The organism is Candidatus Palauibacter soopunensis (assembly GCF_947581735.1).
Lineage (GTDB): Bacteria > Gemmatimonadota > Gemmatimonadetes > Palauibacterales > Palauibacteraceae > Palauibacter > Palauibacter soopunensis.
The window spans coordinates 30410-48772 of sequence record NZ_CANPVT010000033.1; the positions used below are offsets into that span (position 1 = coordinate 30410).

The following is an 18363-nucleotide window of genomic DNA, read 5'->3' on the forward strand; positions in this document are numbered from 1 at the left end:
GCGCCGGGCCGGTCGGCGCCGAGAGCTACGGAGCGAACGAATGAGTGAAGCCGGAGGACACGCGGCGAGCGCCGCGGACGATCATGCGCACGAGCATCCGAGGTACATGCTCATCTGGCTGTACCTGGCAATTCTCACGATTCTCGAGGTGCTGGTGGCCTTCCTGGCGATCCCGAAGTGGATGATCGTGGTGTCGCTGCTCATCATGGCCGTCTGGAAGGCGCTCCTCGTCGCGCTGTACTACATGCACCTGAAGTTCGAGCCCAACCGCCTGCGGCTCGTCGCGCTGGCGCCGCTGCCGGCCGTGGCCATCATGATCATCGCGATCATGATGGAGTACGTGTAGGCGCCGACCCCGCCGTGGAGGCCGGGAGTCTTCTGAAGGCCCGGATCCCGCTCGACGGGATCTCGAGAGGGGTCCACTCGATTCGCGGGACGCTCCCCTCGTACGTGGAGCTCACGAAGCCGCGCATCACGGCGCTCGTCGTCGCGAGCGCGGCCGCCGGTTTCCTCCTGGGCGCAGCGAGCTTCGACCTCGCAGTGTTCGCCCACGCCATGGCCGGCGTGGCGCTCGTCGCCTCCGGGACGAGCGCGATGAACCAGGTGCTGGAACGGGATGTGGACGCGCTCATGGGGCGAACCCGCGCGCGGCCCCTGCCGGCCGGCCGGATCGCGGCGCCGCCGGCCGCGGTCGTCTCCGGGGTCCTGGCCGCGGCGGGGATCGTCTGGCTGTGGCTCGCGGTCAATCCGATCACGGCGGGCCTCGCGCTCGCCACCTTCATCTCCTACGACTTCGTCTACACGCCACTCAAGCGCGTGCACTCGCTCTCCACCGTGGTGGGCGCGGTGCCCGGCGCGCTGCCGATCCTCGGTGGCTGGACCGCCGCCACCGGGCAGTTCGGGCTCGGCGGCTGGGCGCTGTTCGCGATCCTCTTCGTCTGGCAGCTGCCGCACTTTCTCGCTCTGGCGTGGCTGCTGCGGGACGACTACGAGGCGGCGGGGCTTCGCATGCTCTCCGTCGGCGACTTCGAGGGTCGGCAGACGCGTCGCCAGGCGCTGCTCTACGCGCTCACCCTGATCCCCGTGAGCCTGCTCCCGAGCGTTCTCGGCTTCACGGGCGTCGTCTACTTCGCAGTCGCGCTCGTCCTCGGGGGATTCTTCCTGTGGACCGCGTTCCGGTTCGCCTGCGCCGCGACGCCGGCCAACGCCCGGGGCTTGTTCCGGGCCTCGATTCTGTATCTTCCACTGCTGATGGCGGTGCTCGTCCTCGACAAGCTGTAGCAGCCGTGCTGAACACCTTCGCCGCCCTCGCGGCGGCCCCGCAGATGCAGCATACGCCGGACGAACAGGCGGGTTACGTCCTGATGTTCGTATTCATGGCAGCGATGCCTTACCTGCTTCTCGTCGTGATCGGGGGCGGGATCTTCCGGGCGCGCCGCCGTCAACGGCAGCGGGAGGTCGAAAGAGCCCTGGAAGAACAGCGCAAATGGGAAGCGGCCCGCGCGGCCGACCCGGATTCCGCATGCTGACCCTCAGGCGCAGGATCCGGGCGGGGCTCGTCGGTGGGCTGCTGGGCGGCTTCGTCCTTGCCGTGCTCTTCTACTTCTACGATCTCGGGCAGGGGACCCCGCTGCAGACTCCCGCCTTCCTCTGGGGGGCGATCATCAGCCGCGCGGAGGTCGAACCCACGACCGCGATCGTCGCGGGCTTCACCCTCATCCACTTCACCGCCTGGGCCGGGCTCGGGATGCTGGCCGCGGCGCTCGTTCAATGGGCGGGCCTTCCCCGCAACGTGTTCATTGGCGCCCTGTACGGGCTCTTCGTCTGCTCGCTCGCGTTCTACCTCGGACTCATCCGGGCGCCTGCCGGGCTCGTGATGTCCGCGCCGGGATGGCCGGCCGTCTTCTTCGGCAACGCGCTCGCCGGAGTCGTGATGTTCACCCACATGCACTGGGTGAGTTCCGAACCCGGCATCGTGGGGATGATGAACTTCCTCCAGACGCACCGGGTGACGCGGCACGGGATCTATGCCGGGGTGCTCGGCGCGCTCGTCGTCGCGTGCTGGTTCCTCATCATCGACGCCGTGCTCCGGCAGCCGCTCTATACGCCGGCGGCGCTGGCGACGGTCCTCTTCCGCGGCGCCCCGACGCCGGCCGCGGTCGAGATCTCGTTCGCGCCGGTCCTCGGCTACACGCTCGCCCACTTCGCCTTCTTCGTGCTGTTCGGCGTCGCGGTCTCCGGCCTCGCGAGACAGGTGTCCAGGTTCCCGCCGCTGGCCCTCGGCATCATCGTGCTGTTCGTCGTCTTCGAGGTCTTCTTCGTCGCCATGGTCGCGATGCTGGGCGGCTGGATCCTCGAGGAACTCGCCTGGTGGTCGATCCTCGTCGGGAACATCCTCGCGGCGCTCGTCATGGGCGGATACCTGTGGAAGGTCTACCCGGAGTTCGCGGAGAGTCTCACGGCGGAGAGTCTTTGGGCGGACTGAACCGGCCTCCGGTCCTCGTCGCCACGCGCAGCGCCCACAAACTCCGCGAAATTCGCGGCCTCCTCGCCGATCTTCCCGTCCGGCTGCTTGGCCCGGAGGATCTCGGCCTTCCCGAACACGAGGAAGAGGACGACCTCGAACCCTTCGACACCTTCGCGCGCAACGCCCTGTCCAAGGCGAAGTACTTTCACCGCCGGTCCGGCCTCCCCGTGCTCGCGGACGATTCCGGCCTTTGCGTGGACGCCCTCGGCGGCGGCCCGGGCGTGCGGACCCGGCGTTTCGCGCCGGCCGACCGGGTCGCGCGCTGGGGGCGGGATGAAGCGAACAACCGCTGGCTGCTTGAGCAGCTGGAAGATGTGGACGCGGGGCGTCGCGGGGCCCACTATCGTTGCGCGGTTGCGCTCACCGACGATCTGCGCCACGAAGTCGTGGAGGGGATCGTGCGCGGCCGGATCGCGCGACGGCCGAGCGGCTCGGGAGGCTTCGGTTACGACCCGCTCTTCGTGCCGGAGGGCCACGACCGCACCTACGCAGAGCTGCCCGCGACGGTGAAGACGGCGACGAGCCACCGTGCAAGGGCGATCCGACAGGCCAGGGGATGGATCGAAAGGGAAGTGCTGCGGTGACCTTGCGTGCGTTGAATCGGGGCGGCCGGATTTGAACCGGCGACCCCCTGCTCCCAAAGCAGGTGCGCTACCGGACTGCGCCACGCCCCGAAGTCCCGAAAGATGGACCGCCCGCGAGGTCGAAGCCACCCCGGCGGCGGAGACGACGTGACGTTCCGAGGGATCTTCGCGCGGAGAGCTGGGGCGGGGAAGCTGTTCGCCATGATGGGTCTGGCGGCGCTCGTCCTCTTCGTCATCGGAATCCTGCGTCCCCTGCGCAGCGCCTTCGCCCTCTCGGGGCTCGCCGCGGGCGATTTCTACCAGGTGTACTTCATCAGCGCGGCGGTCGTGGTCGTCGCTCCGTTCTACAACTTCCTCTCGGACCGCATCTCGTGGCGCCGCCTCATCCCCCTGACCGCGGCGTTCTTCGCCCTCAGCATGGTCGCCTTCCGCCTCCTCTACCAGCCGGGGGAGGCGTGGTTCGGGCTTGTTTTCTACGGTTGGTACGACGTGCTGGCGGCCTCGCTCGTCACGCACTTCTACATCGCGACGCAGATCTTCTACAACGCGCGGGACGCGAAGCGCGCCTATCCGATCGTCATCGCTTCGGGTTCGGCCGGGGCCACGCTCGGAGCGCTCCTCACGACCGTATTCACCTCGGGCGGCGGTCCGTCCGAGAACCTGCTTCTCGTGGCGGGCGTCGCGCTCCTCGCGCTGGCGGGCGGCCTCGCTCTCGTCTGGTCGCGGGAGCCGCCGGAGCCGCCATCGGAGTATGCGCACGCCGAAGATCCCGAACTCGAGCGCAGCGACCTGCGGCGCATGGCGGCGCACCCGCAGGTGCGGCTTATCGCGGCCACCGTGCTCCTGACGATCGTCGTCAAGCAGTTCATCGACTACCAGTACAACACGCTCACGCGCGAGGTCTTCACGGATCTGGGCGCGATCGCCGGCTTCCTGGCCTTCGTCGACGTGCTCACGCAGTGGCTCCCGATCGTCGTCCTCCTCGCGTTGCGTCCGGTCCTGCGCCGCTGGGGCGCCGCGGTGGCCGTCATCATCTTCCCGGTGGCCGTGATCCTCGCGACCGGGGCGCTCGCCGCCGCCGTGTGGCTGTCCACCGCCGCGCTCGCCGTCGCCGTCGGGGCCCGGACGACGGAAAAGACGTTCCGCTATTCCGCCGAGCGCACGGGCCGCGAGATCCTCTATGTCCCCGTCCCGGAGGACATCAAGCTCAAGGCGAAGTCGTACATTGACGTGGCGGTGGAGAAGGGGCTGGGGAAGGCGCTTTCCGGCGTCCTCATCATGATTCCCTCGCTCGCTCTAGCCGGCCTTTCGATCATGGGCCGGCTCATCATCCTCGGGGTCGTCGGCGTGGCCCTGGCGGGCGTCCTGCTGCTCGCCTTCCTCAGGGTGCGAAAGTCGTACGTCACGAGTCTCGCGGAATCCTTCGAGGGGCGCTTCGCGAGCCTGCGCGGGACCTTCGTGTCGATGGAGGACGTGGGCGCGCTGGCGCTCGCGCGGGAGGCGCTCGGGGACGAGCGGCCGCTGAAGGTCGCGTTCGCCTTCGACCTGCTGCGCGGCGCGACGCCGGGGGATATCGAGGCGCTCTCCCCGGAACTGTACGGCTTGCTCGAACACGAGAACCCCGGACTTCGGGCGAGAGCGCTGCGATCGCTGTCGCGTGCTCCCGGCCTTTCGGACGAAGGGGCGGTGCGGGCCCGGCTCGAGGACCCGGATTCGGCGGTGAGGCGAGCCGCGGCCCGGCTCCTCGCCCTGAAGGCTGCGCCGCGCGCCCGCGATGTCCTCATCCCCCTCCTCGACTCGGAGTCGACGAACGCCCGCTCGGCCGCGCTCGACTGCCTCTTCAGCGACTTCGGCGCCGCGCGCGCCGAACGCATCGCGACCCCCCGCTTCGAGCACCTGCTGCGGGAACATGACAGCGGGGCGCTCGAAGGACCCGGCGCCCGCGAGTTGGCGATGGCGGCGGGGCTCGTCCCCGGGCATCCGGCGGTGGAGCACATCCTCGTCGAACTCATCTCCGATCCTCGCGAGGATGTCGCGGCGGCGGCCGTGCGAAGCGCATCCCGGCTTCCGCAGCCGGCCCTCGTGCAGGCGGCCATCGCGTCCCTGGCGATCCCCCGGACGCGAAACGCGGCTCGCGACGGCCTCGCGGGGCGCGGCGAGGAGATCGTCACGCCTCTGCTGGCGGCACTCTCGGACCCGTCCGTCGACCCCTGGGTGCGCAGGGGCGTGGCCAGCGTGCTCGGCGAGATCGCGACGCCCGCGACGATCGACGCCCTCATCACCTCCTATCTTCTGCCGGCAACCGAACAGGCGCTCGACGACCAGGCCCTCGTGTCGCTCCATCGGCTGCGAACGCGGCATGATCACCTCACGTTCCCGGCGGAGAGAGTACTCGAGGCCGTAGAGCGCGAGGTGCAGGCGTCCCGGCGCTACGCCCGCGCCGCCACCGCGCTCGAGGGCGTGCCGGCGTCGATGCCCGGAACACTGCTCCTCCGGGCGCTCGACCAGGCGAGAAGGGATCGGCGGGCGAGTGTCTTCCGGTGGCTTGGGCTCGTATATCCGGAACAGCCGATGCGGCGCAGCTACCTGGCGCTTGAGAGCGGAAAGCCGCGCCGCCGTGCGAACGCGCTGGAATGGATCGAGACGACGGTCGGGCACCGCACGTTCTCCGATCTCAGGCCGGTGCTTGCGGAAGAGGCCCCGCAACGGCCCTCGCGCGAGGCGGGAGAGGTTCTGCGGGAGCTGTGGGACGATGAGGACGCCTGGATCGCGAGGTGCGCGCTCTGGACGTCCTTCGAAACCGGCGGCGACGGGATCGGGGAGGCCCTCCGCGGGTTCACGCCGGCGGAACCGGCGCTGGCGCTGCTGGCCCGCCGACTCGAGCGACGGGCGGAGACCCGCGCGCAGGATCCTGGGGACGAACGAGACGAGGAAGAGATGGAACTGATCGAAAAAGTGTTCCGCCTGCAGAGCGTGGATCTCCTCTCGGGCGTGGAGAGTCGGCAACTCGCGCTCCTCGCCTCCATCGCAAGGGAGGTGGAGGTGCGGCCCGACGCCATCTTCATCCGGAGGGGGGAGCCGACGGACGCCCTCTACCTTGTGATCCACGGTGAAGTTTCGCTCGAGGGGGCGGGGGAGGGATCGATCTCCATCACGGATGGGGAAGCGTTCGGGACGTGGGCGTTGATCGACGAACACCCGAGTCTGGTCGAAGCGCGCGCCGTCGAGTCCACCCGCGTGCTGCGCATCACCCGTGAGGATTTCCGGGACCTTCTCATCGACCACCCCGAACTCGGCCTCGACCTGCTCGGCGGACTCGCGAGTCGCGTTCGCGGCCTGGCGATGACATGATCCGACATGGATGAGATCAGACCGGACGCCGGCACCGTGATGGTCGTCGACGACGAGGACATGGTCGTGGACGCCATTAAGGGGTTCCTGGAGCTGGAAACGGACCACCTCGTGCTGCCCTTCACGTCCGCGCGCGACGCGCTGACCCACCTGGAGGAGGAGCCGGTCCACGCGATCGTGGCCGACCTCATGATGCCCGAACTCGACGGGGTGCAGTTCCTGACGCAAGCCCGCAGGATGAGGCCGGAGGCGACCCGGATCCTGCTCACGGGCTACGCCGACAAGGAAAACGCCATCCTGGCGATCAACGAGGCCGGGCTCTACCAGTACCTCGAAAAGCCGTGGAACAACGACGCGCTCGCCTTCGCCATCCGCAACGGAGTCGAACGAAGCCTCCTCTTCCGCGCGCTGACCGAACGCATGGCCGAGCTCGAGGCGGCCAACGACGAACTCGCCGGCCTTCGGCAACGCTGGATACAGGCCTTTCTGTGAGTGAGCCGGGACTCGGGCCGACCGCCCGGGAGATCACGCAGGCCCGGCTCGCGACGCTGGGCATGCTGGTCGCAGGGATCGCGCACGAACTCAACACTCCGCTGGGTGCGCTGAACAGCAACCACCACGTCATCGAGCGCGCGCTCCTCAAGCTCGGGAAGATCCTCGAGGACGAAGTCGTCACGCCGGACGAACTCGACGAAGTCCGAAGGGTCGTGCGGGCCACGGAATCGGTGCTGCGAACGAACGGCATCGCCGTGGAGCGCATGGTGAACCTCGTACGCAACCTGCGGAACTTCGGCCGGCCCACGACCTCCGAGCCTCGCCCCGTCGACCTTCACGAAGGCATCGAGGGCACGCTGGCCCTTCTGGGCCACGAGCTGAAGGAGATCGAGGTCGTCCGGGACTTCGGAGAGCTGCCGCCCGTGGTGTGCCATCCGAACCGGATCAACCAGGTGTTCATGAACCTCGTGCACAACGCGGCCCAGGCCATGCACGGCGGCGGGGTACTCACGATCCGGACGCGCGCGGAAGGGGACCGCGCGCACGTCCGGGTCGCCGACACGGGCCGGGGCATCCCGCGCGACGTCATCGGGGAGATCTTCGAACCCGGCTTCACGACCAAGGGCGAGCGAATCGGCATGGGGCTGGGTCTCGCGATCACGCTCCAGATCGTACACCAGCACCGAGGAGACATCTCGGTCGAGAGCGAACCGGGACGCGGGACGACATTCGACGTAGTCCTGCCGCTTCGGCAGTCCACGGGTCCCGCAGGGAAGGAGGCTTCGAAATGATGCGATGCGCCCATCTGCTCCGCCCCCTGGTCTTCGTCGCGGCGGTCTCCGCCGTTGCGGCGCCGGCCCCGGCGGCGGCCCAGGACGCGAACTTCCTGCTCCCCATCCCCGAGATCGAAAGGGTCCTCCGCGAAGGGGAAATCCAGGTCCTCGACGTACAGCCGTCCCGCGGTCTTCCCGGCGAGCGCACCTATCGCGTGACGCTGCAATCCGGCGATCACGTGCTCGGGGTCAAGTACGCCCCGGCCCGCGAGGGCGCGGACGAGTTCAACAACCGGCCCCGCTACGAACTGGCGGCCTACGAGGTCCAGACCCTCTTCCTCGACGAGCGGGAAATGGTCGTGCCCCCGACCGCGATCCGCGCGTTTCCCCTCGATGTCGTCCAGGCCACCCTCGCCCGGGCGGGAGACGCCGCCAACCCTCCCGAGCGGACGTTCGACGAATGGCCGATGACTCTCGTCGCCCTCCAGTACTGGATGTTCAACGTCGACCTTCCCGAAGAGCTGCCCGACGAAGACCGCATCGAGGCGGACGAGGTCTACGAGCGCCTGCTCGGGAACTTCAACCTCCTCACCTACGCCATCGGCCACAGCGACTCGAACCAGGGGAATTTCATGCAGTCGATGGATCCCGATTGGCCCCGCGTGTTCAGCGTGGACAACGGCGTGGCGTTCGCAAGCGAAGAGAGCAACCGCGGCACGCAGTGGCGCGATCTGCAACTCGACCGCTACCCCGCCTCCGCCATCGACCGGCTGCGCGGCCTCTCGCTCGAGGGGCTGCAGGCGCAATTCGGGGTCCTCGTCCAGCTCGAGATACGGGACGGAAATTTCGTCGAGGTGGAGCCGACGGAGAACCTCGACCCCGGCCGCGGGGTTCGGCGCGACGCTGAGCGGATTCAGCTCGGCCTCACGGAGCGGGAGATCCGCGCCATGCACCGGCGCATCGTCCGTTTGCTGGAGCGGGTCGATGACGGCCGGTACGGGCTGATCCCCTGAGGCCTGGGCGTCGGATGTCCGGTCTGCTGGGCTGTGCCGTCGCCGCCGCGGGGGCGGGGTGGACGGGAGCCTCCGCGCCCGCCTCCGGCGGCGCGACGCCGCCAGCCGGGTCTCCTGCGCGAACGGGGCAGCCCGCCTGGCACGTCGCGGGGGAGTACGGACTCTACGTCGCGTTCGGCGGCCGAGGCCTCGAAGTGCGCTGGCTGACGGAACAGGAGCGGCCCGGTCTCGTTCGGGCCATCGTAGGTGGACGGGTGGTCGATGAGCGGAGGACGGACCGGGGATACGCCCACGCGGCTCGCCTGCGGGTGCAAGCGCCGGAAGTCACGCTCGAATACGGAGCGGAACATCCGGACGGCGCCGGCGGAGCCGCGGCGCTACACCGAACCCGGATCCGGGCGGAGCCCCTGCCCCCGGAAATCGACTTCACGGGCCACGACTCGGTGTTCGTGTTCGGAGATGTGCATGGCGAATTCGACCGCGTCGTTTCGCTGCTCGGCCTGGCCGGCCTGATCGACGCGGAACTGCGCTGGACGGGCGGCAGCGCCGTGGTCGCCTTCCTCGGAGACCTGTTCGACCGGGGGCACGACGTCACCCGCCTCCTCTGGTTCGTCTACGGTCTGGAACGGGAGGCGCGGGAGGCCGGAGGCCGGGTCATCACGCTCCTCGGTAACCACGAAGCGATGGTCCTGTCCGGCGACCTGCGCTACGTCGCGCCGAAGGAGCAGACGATCGCCGACCTGCACGGCATGTCCTACGAGACGCTGTTCGATCCGGACCGGTCCGTCCTCGGACGCTGGATCGCCGCCAAGCCGGGGTTGGTTCGGCTGGAGGATCTGCTGTTCGCGCACGGTGGCGTGAGTCCGGCATACGTCGATTCCTCGCTCGAAGAGTACCAGGACACCTTGGAGACCTTCATCGCGGAACCGCTGTTCACGAGATGGCGGGACGAAGCGTTCCTCCGCGAATATGCGCGGGAAACCCGGCTTGATACCGCCCAGCTTTACCGGCGGTACGACTTCTTCTTCGGACCGGAGAGCGTGCTGTGGTATCGGGACCTCGTGCTCGCCGACACGCTCGGGGACCACCTCGACGCCGTCCTGGAGCGCTTCGGGGCCCGCATTCACGTCGTCGGCCACACGCCCGTGCGCACGATCCGGGAGAGCTACGGGGGAAAACTCATCGCCGCGGACCTGCTCGACGCCGCCGCGGAGATGCTGCGCCTCATCCGCCGGAGGGACGGCGGCTGGAACCGTACCGTCATCCGGCTGGACGGGGGCACCGTGACGCTCGAATCCGCGGGGGCCCCCGGCGCCTGACCTCGGTTGCCGCTGCTATGCCTCCCGGAGAACGCCGTGTCGGATCTCGCCGCCGCTCACCGTCGCCACGCACGCGTTGGGCCGCAGGTGGTAGAGCCAGTGTTCCACGTTCGGGGCATCGATGACCGCGAAATCCGCCGCGGCTCCCGGCTCCAGCGACCCCACTTCACCTTCGCGGCCGAGGGCCCGGGCCGCGTAGCGCGTCGCGCCCTTGAGCACCTCGGCGGGCGTCATGCGCTGCCGCGCGCACGCCAGCGTCATGGCAAAGGGAAGGTGATAGGACGGGGCCGTGCCGGGGTTGAAGTCGCTGGCCACCGCCACCGCGACGCCACCGTCGATGAGCGCCCGGGCCGGGGGCGGCGCCTGGTTCAGGTAGAGGCTTGCGAGAGGCAGCGTGACCCCGACGACGCCGGCTGCCGCGAGCGCCTCGATCCCGGCCTCCGATACGTACTCCAGGTGGTCCGCCGACACGGCCCCAAGCGACGCCGCGAGTTCGGCCCCAGCACCCCCGGAGAGCTGATCCACATGGAGCTTCGGCCGTAACCCCAGTTCGCAGCCCCGTTCGCAGATCCGCCGCGCCTCGTCGGCCGAGAAGGCGGAGTCCTCGACGAACACATCGCAGAACTCGGCCAGCCTTTCCTCCGCCACGGCGGGCAGGATCCGCTCCGTGATGAGCTTCACGTAGCCAGCCCGGTCCGCGGACCATTCCGGAGGGACGACGTGCGCGGCGAGGCACGTCGCGACGATCCGTGCCGGTCCCATCTCGTCGAGCCGCCGGTACACCCGCAGGAGTCGGAGTTCCGTCTCGGGATCCAGCCCGTATCCGCTCTTCGCCTCGACCGTCGTGATCCCGAGGGACACCATCCCGGACAGGAACTCGAGCGCCCGCGCGAGAAGCGCCTCTTCATCGAGTCCGCGCGTGGCCCGCACCGTGGATGCGATCCCGCCTCCAGCTGCTGCGATCTCCAGGTAGTCGCGGCCGCGGATCCGGTCGGAGAACTCGCCCGCCCGCCAGCCGCCGAAGGCGAGATGCGTGTGCGCGTCCACGAGTCCGGGAATGACAAGCCTCCCCTCAGCGCTCCAGGCAGGCTCGGTCTCGTACTCCGCCGGCAGCGCCGCGGCGGGCCCGACCCAGCGGACGACCCCATCGCGCCACACGAGCGTGGCGTCCCGCATGAGCCCGATGTCATCCTGGCCGGCAGGGTTCGCGCAGGCGGCGAGACAGCCGATGTTCACGAGGCGCGGCATGGTGGAAAGCGGCCGGTTACTCGAGCATGGGAAGGTCGACCCCGCGCTCGCGGGCGGTCCGGATCGCCTCCGGATACCCGGCGTCGGCGTGTCGCATGACCCCGGTGCCGGGATCGGCCGTGAGCACGCGCTCCAGCCGCCGGCTGCCGGAGGTCGTTCCGTCGGCGACGCACACCATGCCCGCGTGCGTGGAATATCCGACGCCCACGCCACCCCCGTTGTGGATCGAGACCCAGCTCGCCCCGCAGGCGGTGTTGAGCATGGCGTTGAGCAGCGGCCAGTCGGCGATCGCGTCGGAACCGTCCCGCATCCCCTCGGTCTCCCGATTCGGCGAAGCCACGGAGCCGGTGTCGAGGTGGTCCCGGCCGATCACGATGGGCGCCCGCACCCGTCCCGTCTTCACCAGCCAGTTGAAGCGCTCGCCCATCTCCGCCCGCTCGCCGTACTCGAGCCAGCAGATGCGCGACGGCAGGCCCTGAAAACTCACCCGCTCGCGCGCTTGGCGGATCCAGCGGCCCAGCGCCTCCTTCTCGGGGAACGTTTCGAGGACGGCGGCGTCCGTCGCCGCGATGTCGTCGGGATCGCCGGAGAGGGCGGCCCAGCGGAAGGGGCCGGCGCCCCGGCAGAAGAGGGGTCGAATGAAGGCGGGCACAAAGCCGGGAATGTCGAAGGCCTCCGCCATGCCGCGAAGATCGGCCACCTGGCCGCGGAGGTTGTTTCCGTAGTCGAACGCGATCGCCCCTCTCGCCTTGAGCGCGAGCATGGCGGACACGTGCGTCACCATCGAATCGAGGACACGCTCCACGTATGTGTCCGGGTCGGAGAGGCTCAGCGCCTCGGCCTCTTCCACGGACAGGCCCGCGGGGATGTAGCCGAGACGGAGGTCGTGCGCCGACGTCTGGTCCGTGAGCACGTCGGGCACGACGCCACGTTCCGCGAGCGCCGGCAGGACTTCGGCGATGTTCCCCAGCAGGGCCACGGAAAGCGCCTCCCGCCGGTCCACCGCGGCGGAGAGCAACTCCAGCGCCTCGTCGAGGTCGGTGGCCATCCGGTCGCAGTAACCCGTGGCGAGACGGCGGCGAATGCGGTCTTCCCGGACCTCGACTCCGAGGAAAGCCCCCCCGTTCATCGTCGCGGCGAGCGGTTGGGCGCCCCCCATCCCTCCCAGCCCGCCGGTCACCACGAGCCGCCCCGCCAGCGAGCCCCCGAAGTGCTGCCGGGCGAGTTCCGCGAACGTCTCGTACGTCCCCTGGAGAATCCCCTGGGTGCCGATATAGATCCACGAACCCGCGGTCATCTGCCCGTACATCGTGAGCCCCAGCGCATCGAGGCGCCGGAACTGGTCGATATCGCCCCAGCGGGGGACGAGGTGGGCGTTCGCGATGAGAACGCGTGGCGCCTCGTCGTGGGTTCGGAACACGCCGACGGGCTTACCGCTCTGGACGAGGAGCGTTTCGTCGTTCTCGAGCCGACGCAGGGTCTCCACGATCTTGGCGTACGCCGTCCAGTCGCGTGCCGCCTTGCCCGCGCCCCCGTAAACGATGAGGTCCTCGGGACGCTCCGCCACGTCCGGGTCGAGGTTGTTCATCAGCATCCGGAGCGCCGCCTCCTGGTGCCATCCCTTGCAGGAGAGCGTCGTTCCCCTCGGCGCCCGGATCGGTCCGGCCGGTTTCATGCCTCTCCTCCCTCTGCGCCATCTCGGGTCCCCGGCAGCTCCAATATCTGGTCCGGCACGAGGTCCGCGTCCAGCCGCGCAGGATCAAGACCCCGGACCGCGGCGGCGGGCACCGGACCGATGAACTCGCATCCCGCGAGCGTCACGCCCTCCGCCCGCGCGCCTTCCGCGACCCGCTCGTATACCGTATCGATCCCGGTTACGGCGTAACGGGTCAGGTTCATGGACACCTGCGTCAACCCCCGTCGCCGAAGCGGGATTCCGAGCGCCCGGACATGCCGCAGCCCGCCGCTCGACTCCCGGATCGCCGCCGCGATGCGCCGAGCCGGCCCGGGATTTTCCGTATCGAGATTCACGTTGAAGCGTACGAGCGGTCCCCGCACCCCGACGGCCACGGCGCCCAGCGACGGATGAGGCGCCGGAGGACCGAGATCCGGCTTCCAGCCGGGGTCGGACATTTTTTCGGCCAAGCCCTCGAACTGCCCGGACCGGATGCCGGGAAGGGCGACCCGGCGCGGGTTCGTCGCCGCCCGTTCGTAGAAGAAGACGGGGACCCCGTTCCGGGCGGCCCACTCGGCGAAGGACTGCGCCGCGCCGAGCGCATCGACCTCGGGGCAACCCGGGCCGCGCACGAAAGGAACGACATCCAGCGCGCCGATCCGGGGGTGCCGGCCCCGGTGCCGTCGAAGATCCACCTCCGCGGACACCGCCGCCGCGAGCGCGGTCGTCGCACGGACGACGGCCGCCGGAGTCCCCCGGTAGGCGAGCACCATGCGATGGTGGTCCGGGTCGGCCGATTCATGGAGGAGTTCGACGCCGTGAATCTCCTCGACCGCGGCCGCGAAGCGAGCCATCCTGAGCGGATCACGCCCCTCGCTCACGTTGGGCTCGCAGAGGAGCCACCCGGGGCTCAGAGCGGCGCGGGGGGCCAGAGATCGCCCAGCGCCTCGGCGGCTGCCCGTTCCAGCGCCCCGGAGTCGATCGCGGCCTCCAGACGCGAGACATCCTCCGCCAGGGAGCGGTCTTCGATGACGGGAGGCACGCACTCGCGCACGGCATCGTATACGGCCCGCGTGCCGACGCCCAGTCGATCCGGGCCTTCGGGGCGAAGGTGGACGGCCTGCGCGGCGCCGAGCAGCTCGATCGCGAGCACCGTGCGTGTGTTGTCGAGGATCTCACGCGTGTGCCGGGCCGCGTTGGCCCCCATGCTCACGTGGTCCTCCTGGTTCGCGCTCGTCGGGATCGAGTCGACGGAGTCCGGATGCGCGAGCGTCTTGTTGTCGGAGGCGAGCGCCGCTCCAGTGTACTGGAGCGACATCAGGCCGCCCCGCAGCCCCGGCGACTCTACGAGCATGGCGGGAAGCCCCGCGGAGAGTTCGGGCGTCAGCATGCGGAACATCCGGCGGTCCGACAGGCTCGCCACGTCCGCCAGCGCGATCCCCAGTGTGTCGAGCCACAGCGCCGGCCCCGCGCCGTGAAAATTCCCGCCCGAAACAACCTCGCCCGTGTCCGGTCCGGCGGCGGGGAATACAAGCGGGTTGTCCGACACCGCATTTAGCGATGCCTCCACCCGCCCCCACAGGAATCCTGTCATGTCGTGAACCGGCCCGATGACCTGGGGCGTGCAGCGGAGGCTGTAGGCGTCCTGCACCCGGTCGGGGTCCGCGTCGACGAGCCCGCTGCCGGAGAGGAGCGAACGGAGCCTCGCCGCCGTTGCGATCTGCCCCGGCTGGTTGTTCGCCTCGTGCAGCGCCGGGTGCAGCGCGGCCGAACGGGCCAGCAACCCCTCGAAGCTCAGTGCCGCCGCCAACTCCGCGTGGAGGAGCAGACGTCGCGCGTCGTAGAGCTGCAGCGCGGCGCCCGCGACCATCATCGTCGTCCCGTTCGTCAGCGCCAGCCCTTCCTTGGCCTGCAGGCCCGGGCGGGAGATCCCGGCGGCGGCCATTGCGCTCGCCCCGTCCATGCGGCGGCCCTCGAACCACGCCTCGCCGCTGAAGGCCGCCGCGTCGTTGCCGGAATCGGCATCCGGATCCGAATCGGCGGAACGGGTCGCGACCGCCGCCATGTGCGCGAGGGGGGCGAGGTCGCCGCTTGCCCCGAGCGAACCTTTGCCGGGCACCACCGGCGTGACTCCCCGGTTCAGCATCCGGACCAGGGTGTCGATGATCGCCGGGCGTACGCCGGAGGAGCCCAGGGCGAGAGAGTTCGCCCGCACGAGCAGCATCGCGCGCACCCAATCCCCGGGCAGCGGGGCACCCGTCCCCGTCGCACACTTCAGGATCACGTTCCACGACAGGCGGGCCGCATCGGCGGCGGCGATGCGGGTTCCGGCGAGCGACCCGTAGCCGGTGGTGATCCCGTAGATCCGGGCGCCGGGCCGGGCCAGCGCCTCCACTACCGTGTTCCGGCTCGCCTCCACCTGCGCTCGCGCGTCCCCGTCGAGTTCCCGGACCTGCGAACCCCCGCGCGCCACGGCAACGACGTCGGGAATCGAGAGCTTCCGGGAGAGCGTGACGGCTGCCTTGCTCATGACGCCGCCAGGGACGAGAGCAGGCCCTCGAACTCCGCCCCGGCCATCCGCTTTCCGACCACGAAGGGACCGAACTCCGCGTACTCCGCGCTCGCCTCGTCGTAGCGCATCTCGCTGATGATGGCCTTGAACTCGAGCGGATCCCCGGCCCAGAGCGTCACCGCCCATTCCCAGTCGTCCAGCCCCATCGACCCGCTGATCACCTGAACGATCCGGCCCGCGAAGCGCCGTCCCAACCCGCCGTGCGCCGCCATCATCCCGGCCCGCTCGTCCAGCGAAAGCCTGTACCAGTTCTGTCCCGGGTTGCGCCGCTTGTCCATCGGGTAATAGCAGACGTACGGCATGTGCTCAGGCTGTCTCGGTTCGAGCCGGCGCTGCACGTACGCCTTCCGACGCTCCTCCGCGAGGGCGTCGGCCAGGGCCGCGTCCCACGCCTCGCGGTCCCCCGGATCGACTCGTCCGGAAAGTTCCCGGGTCAGGGCGTAGAGACCCAGCTCCACCACGGACACGTATTCCTCGCGGACAAGGACGTGGTCGCCCCAGGCGGAGAGCCTCATTTCACGCACCGCTTCAATGAGGCGGTCGAACGTGTCCCGGAAATGGAGGACGAGAAAATCGATCCCGCCCCCCGCGACGCGGTAGACGCCGGACCAGCCGGGCTCCGATCCGGCGGACCACTTCTCGGCCAGTGCGGCGAAGCTGCTCAGGGCATCCCGGGCTTCCGCCGGATCCGCGCCCTTGAGGCCAGTCCAGTCGAGTTCGATCGACTGGTGAAGGACATACCATCCCTCGAGAGAGGCGGGGGGGAGTTCGGAGGAATGCGGGAGCGGACGGCTCGTCACTTGAAGGGGCCGGCCAATCCCGGAAAACGGTACACGATCACGCCGCTGTCGGCCGCGTTATCCACGTCCACGTGCCCCTTCACGACCATCTCCCGCAGGGCTTCCTCCACTTCCTCGAAGCTGAGACCCGTGGCCAGCACGCCCTGCGTCACCGTCAGCAGTCCGCCGTTCGCCTGCGCGGCCTTCAGAAGGATCTGCTGCTTGGTGTCCGCCTTGGCGAGCTGCCGTGACGGAGCGGACGGCTCGGCGGCCCCGGCGAGGCGCGGGTGCGGCAGGTACCCGTCGCGAATGTTCGCCGTGCGGACGAGCCGCTTCATTCGGAAGAGGTCGAAGAACTGGCCGATGCCGAAGAGGCCCAGCGTGAGCAACCAGATGATGCCCGTGAAATACATCCCCAGATAGAAGCGATGGATGCCGCACGCACCGACGAGGGCGCAACACCAGAGGGCGAAGCCGACCCCGTTCGTATACCGGTCGCCGGTGTCGGGCGTCTGTTCCGCCGGTGGCTGGGGGGGAGTCGCGACGAGCGGCACGACGGCGTACGGAGGTACCGGGCCCTCGGGGCCGCCGCGGCCGGGTTCGTTGGGCTGTTCGGTCATCGCTCGCTCGTACGCGCCGGTCACTCCGGAGGTTTCCTCTCTACAGAGAGGCACGTTACCACGGAGACCGCACCGCCGCACCCTGCCGAATCCCCCGCCTGCCCGACGACGCTGCGCGCGACTCGCAAGGGACACGCCTTTCCTCTAGATTGCCGTGCTCGCCGCCCCGCGACGGGGCGCGAACGACGCGGTGGGCGTAGCTCAGGTGGTCAGAGCGCCAGGTTGTGGCCCTGGAGGTCGCGGGTTCGAATCCCGTCGCTCACCCCTCTCCATTTTTGTGCGTTCCAAAGGGCGGTCTCCCGACCCCTTGCGGGACATTGACAAGCTGTCCCCGGTTGGGTAGCCTTGGGGTCCTCGCGGGAGGGCGTGCGCCCTTCCGCGATGCTTTTTGACAAGAAGGTGTGAGTGACTTGTGGGCCCGATCGAGAGCCATGGGCATCACTTCTCGTGGCTCGATGGGAAACCAAAGTGATTTCCGAACGTGAACCCCCGACGGTCTTGCGGCCGGACGGGGTGCTCTGCGTTCAACCAGGTCTCGAGTGCGGGTTCGGTTTCGGCCGGGCGCACTCAAACCAAATTCTCATATGGAGAGTTTGATCCTGGCTCAGGACGAACGCTGGCGGCGTGCCTTACACATGCAAGTCGTGCGAGAACGGTTCCTTCGGGAACCTAGTAGAGCGGCGAACGGGTGAGTAATACGTGAGCGATCTGCCCGAAGGTGGGGGATACCCCAGGGAAACCTGGACCAATACCGCGTACAGCGTCGGGAGTGGGTGCCCGACGTGAAAGCCGGCCTCTTCTATGCTGGCGCCTTCGGATGAGCTCGCGGCCTATCAGCTTGTTGGTGGGGTAACGGCCTACCAAGGCTATGACGGGTAGCTGACGTGAGAGCGTGATCAGCCACATTGGGACTGAGACACGGCCCAGACTCCTACGGGAGGCAGCAGTGGGGAATATTGCGCAATGGGCGAAAGCCTGACGCAGCGACGCCGCGTGGGGGAGGAAGGCCCTAGGGTTGTAAACCCCTGTCAGGTGGGACGAACACCTTGTCGGATAATACCCGGCAGGACTGACGGTACCACCAGAGGAAGCTCCGGCTAACTCCGTGCCAGCAGCCGCGGTAATACGGAGGGAGCGAGCGTTGTTCGGAATTACTGGGCGTAAAGGGCGCGTAGGCGGCCTCGTAAGTCGGGTGTGAAAGGCCGGGGCTCAACCCCGTGCACTGCACCCGATACTGCATGGCTAGAGAAAGGTAGAGGCGAGCGGAATTCCCGGTGTAGCGGTGGAATGCGTAGATATCGGGAAGAACATCTGCGGCGAAGGCGGCTCGCTGGGCCTTTTCTGACGCTGAAGCGCGAAAGCGTGGGGAGCAAACAGGATTAGATACCCTGGTAGTCCACGCCGTAA

At 69.0% G+C, this 18363-nt stretch carries 16 protein-coding genes, 2 tRNA genes and 1 rRNA gene; 12 read left to right on the plus strand and 7 right to left on the minus strand.

What is annotated here, in order from left to right; translation table 11 throughout:
* The first annotated feature begins 40 nt into the window (after positions 1-40).
* Genes RN901_RS09805 through RN901_RS09825 form a run of 5 tightly spaced genes read left to right on the plus strand, consistent with a single transcriptional unit; the run spans position 41 to position 3111 of the window.
* Complete coding sequence (locus RN901_RS09805) at positions 41-346, plus strand: cytochrome C oxidase subunit IV family protein (RefSeq protein WP_310758094.1); 306 nt, start codon at positions 41-43, stop codon at positions 344-346.
* A gap of 14 nt (positions 347-360) precedes the next feature.
* Positions 361-1281, plus strand: coding sequence for a heme o synthase (gene cyoE / locus RN901_RS09810; RefSeq protein WP_310758095.1), 921 nt, complete (start codon positions 361-363; stop codon positions 1279-1281).
* A 5-nt stretch (positions 1282-1286) separates the two neighbouring features.
* The gene (locus RN901_RS09815; protein ID WP_310758096.1) at positions 1287-1529 is read left to right on the plus strand and encodes a hypothetical protein; all 243 of its coding nucleotides are present in this window, start codon (positions 1287-1289) and stop codon (positions 1527-1529) included.
* Positions 1523-2485: a hypothetical protein gene (locus tag RN901_RS09820; RefSeq protein ID WP_310758097.1), complete on the plus strand. Its 963-nt coding sequence runs from the start codon at positions 1523-1525 to the stop codon at positions 2483-2485. The genes RN901_RS09815 and RN901_RS09820 overlap by 7 nt, the downstream gene beginning before the upstream one ends.
* Positions 2473-3111 carry a non-canonical purine NTP pyrophosphatase gene (locus tag RN901_RS09825; RefSeq protein WP_310758098.1) on the plus strand — a complete coding sequence of 213 codons (639 nt, stop codon included), beginning with the start codon at positions 2473-2475 and terminating at the stop codon, positions 3109-3111. Before RN901_RS09820 ends, RN901_RS09825 begins: the two co-directional genes overlap by 13 nt.
* A 16-nt stretch (positions 3112-3127) precedes the next feature.
* Here RN901_RS09825 and RN901_RS09830 read toward each other — a convergent pair.
* A tRNA-Pro gene (locus RN901_RS09830) sits at positions 3128-3201 on the minus strand.
* A 57-nt stretch (positions 3202-3258) separates the two neighbouring features.
* Between RN901_RS09830 and RN901_RS09835 the strand changes: the two genes are divergently transcribed.
* The 5 genes from RN901_RS09835 to RN901_RS09855 are packed head-to-tail and all read left to right on the plus strand — an operon-like array spanning position 3259 to position 10062.
* Positions 3259-6462, plus strand: coding sequence for a HEAT repeat domain-containing protein (locus RN901_RS09835; RefSeq protein WP_310758099.1), 3204 nt, complete (start codon positions 3259-3261; stop codon positions 6460-6462).
* A gap of 6 nt (positions 6463-6468) precedes the next feature.
* A complete protein-coding gene (locus RN901_RS09840; RefSeq protein WP_310758100.1) occupies positions 6469-6954 on the plus strand; it encodes a response regulator in 486 nt (161 codons plus the stop codon).
* Positions 6951-7748, plus strand: coding sequence for an ATP-binding protein (locus RN901_RS09845; protein ID WP_310758101.1), 798 nt, complete (start codon positions 6951-6953; stop codon positions 7746-7748). The genes RN901_RS09840 and RN901_RS09845 overlap by 4 nt, the downstream gene beginning before the upstream one ends.
* Positions 7745-8743 (plus strand): hypothetical protein, encoded by a 999-nt coding sequence (locus RN901_RS09850; protein ID WP_310758102.1) that lies wholly within the window; start codon positions 7745-7747, stop codon positions 8741-8743. Before RN901_RS09845 ends, RN901_RS09850 begins: the two co-directional genes overlap by 4 nt.
* Before the next feature lie 14 nt (positions 8744-8757).
* Positions 8758-10062 (plus strand): metallophosphoesterase, encoded by a 1305-nt coding sequence (locus tag RN901_RS09855; protein ID WP_310758103.1) that lies wholly within the window; start codon positions 8758-8760, stop codon positions 10060-10062.
* 15 nt (positions 10063-10077) lie between these two features.
* Here the strand turns inward: RN901_RS09855 and hutI are convergent, their stop codons facing one another.
* Genes hutI through RN901_RS09885 form a run of 6 tightly spaced genes read right to left on the minus strand, consistent with a single transcriptional unit; the run spans position 10078 to position 16956 of the window.
* The gene (gene hutI, locus RN901_RS09860) at positions 10078-11310 is read right to left on the minus strand and encodes an imidazolonepropionase (RefSeq protein WP_310758104.1); all 1233 of its coding nucleotides are present in this window, start codon (positions 11308-11310) and stop codon (positions 10078-10080) included.
* Positions 11311-11326: 16 nt separating this feature from the next.
* On the minus strand, positions 11327-12985 hold the full coding sequence (hutU, locus tag RN901_RS09865; protein WP_310758105.1) for a urocanate hydratase: 1659 nt from the start codon (positions 12983-12985) through the stop codon (positions 11327-11329).
* Positions 12982-13917 (minus strand): glutamate formimidoyltransferase, encoded by a 936-nt coding sequence (ftcD, locus tag RN901_RS09870; protein ID WP_310758111.1) that lies wholly within the window; start codon positions 13915-13917, stop codon positions 12982-12984. The genes hutU and ftcD overlap by 4 nt, the downstream gene beginning before the upstream one ends.
* The gene (locus tag RN901_RS09875) at positions 13896-15515 is read right to left on the minus strand and encodes a histidine ammonia-lyase (protein WP_310758106.1); all 1620 of its coding nucleotides are present in this window, start codon (positions 15513-15515) and stop codon (positions 13896-13898) included. Before RN901_RS09875 ends, ftcD begins: the two co-directional genes overlap by 22 nt.
* On the minus strand, positions 15512-16357 hold the full coding sequence (locus tag RN901_RS09880) for a chlorite dismutase family protein (RefSeq protein WP_310758107.1): 846 nt from the start codon (positions 16355-16357) through the stop codon (positions 15512-15514). Before RN901_RS09880 ends, RN901_RS09875 begins: the two co-directional genes overlap by 4 nt.
* Positions 16354-16956 (minus strand): NINE protein, encoded by a 603-nt coding sequence (locus RN901_RS09885; RefSeq protein WP_310758108.1) that lies wholly within the window; start codon positions 16954-16956, stop codon positions 16354-16356. The genes RN901_RS09880 and RN901_RS09885 overlap by 4 nt, the downstream gene beginning before the upstream one ends.
* 190 nt (positions 16957-17146) lie before the next feature.
* Between RN901_RS09885 and RN901_RS09890 the strand changes: the two genes are divergently transcribed.
* Positions 17147-17220, plus strand: a tRNA-His gene (locus RN901_RS09890).
* Between the two features lie 317 nt (positions 17221-17537).
* Positions 17538-18363: ribosomal RNA gene (locus tag RN901_RS09895) — 16S ribosomal RNA — on the plus strand; the annotation flags it as partial.